Raw genomic sequence first — 377 nt, 5'->3', positions numbered from 1 at the left:
TGCAACCCTGCGCCCGGTGCCCTGGCTCGAAGGCACCGTGATGGTGCTCTGTGACGTACTGGATCACCACAGCCACGAAGAGGTGCCGCATTCGCCGCGCGCCATCCTGAAGCGTCAGGTGAACCGTCTCAAGGAGATGGGTTTTGACGCGATGTGCGCCACCGAGCTGGAGTTTTTCCTCTTCGAGAAGAGCTTCGATGCGATCCGCAAATCAGGCTTTCGCGATCTGGAGCCGATCTCGGGCTATAATGAGGACTACAGCATCCTGCAGACCAGCCGCGAAGAGCACGTGCTGCGCCCAATCCGCAACCACCTGTGGGATGCGGGCCTGCCGATTGAGAATTCCAAAGGCGAGGCCGAGACCGGTCAGGAAGAGT

The 377-nt window shown here is 60.2% G+C and carries 1 pseudogene; it reads left to right on the top strand.

What is annotated here, in order from left to right:
- A pseudogene (locus J4721_RS19655) lies at window positions 1-377 on the top strand (glutamine synthetase); the annotation flags it as partial.

Source organism: Phaeobacter sp. HS011, assembly GCF_018101215.1.
Classification (GTDB): domain Bacteria; phylum Pseudomonadota; class Alphaproteobacteria; order Rhodobacterales; family Rhodobacteraceae; genus Phaeobacter; species Phaeobacter inhibens.
The sequence above is the reverse complement of the archived record's forward strand: the minus strand, read 5'-3'. Positions and strand labels throughout refer to the sequence as shown.